General features: G+C 77.7%; 1 pseudogene. It reads right to left on the bottom strand.

The annotated features are described in order from the left end of the window. Positions 1–391, bottom strand: a pseudogene (locus tag B7767_RS47110) (serine hydrolase); the annotation flags it as partial.

Raw genomic sequence — 391 nt, 5'->3', positions numbered from 1 at the left:
GAAGGTCCGGCCGGTGAGGGAGCAGGTGACCCGGAGGCGGTGCGGCGTCTCCAGGAACACCAGGTCCACGGTGAGGGTGTCGCCGTCGTTCCAGCCGCCGCTCGCGGCGGCCGGGACGGGCTCCTCCGCGGTCGTCCACCCCTGCCCGGCGAAGAACCGTGCGCCGAACCGTTCGCCGTCCTCGGTGAGGGTCAGCGTCCAGCCGCCGTCGGCGTCCGCCGTGACCTCGGCCGCGGTCAGCTTCGGCTGGTCGTCGCAGCCCCCGCCCTCCGGGGTGAACGCGGCACCGGACCAGTCCCCGGCCCGTTCCGGCACCGCGGGGCCGCCGTCGGCCGGGGGCAGGGCGAGCCGTTCGAGGCGCTCGCGCAGGGCGGTGTCCGCGGCCCGGCGG

This window comes from Streptomyces sp. 13-12-16 (assembly GCF_002114215.1).
GTDB lineage: Bacteria > Actinomycetota > Actinomycetes > Streptomycetales > Streptomycetaceae > Streptomyces.
This window is presented reverse-complemented; position numbering and strand designations above follow the sequence as displayed.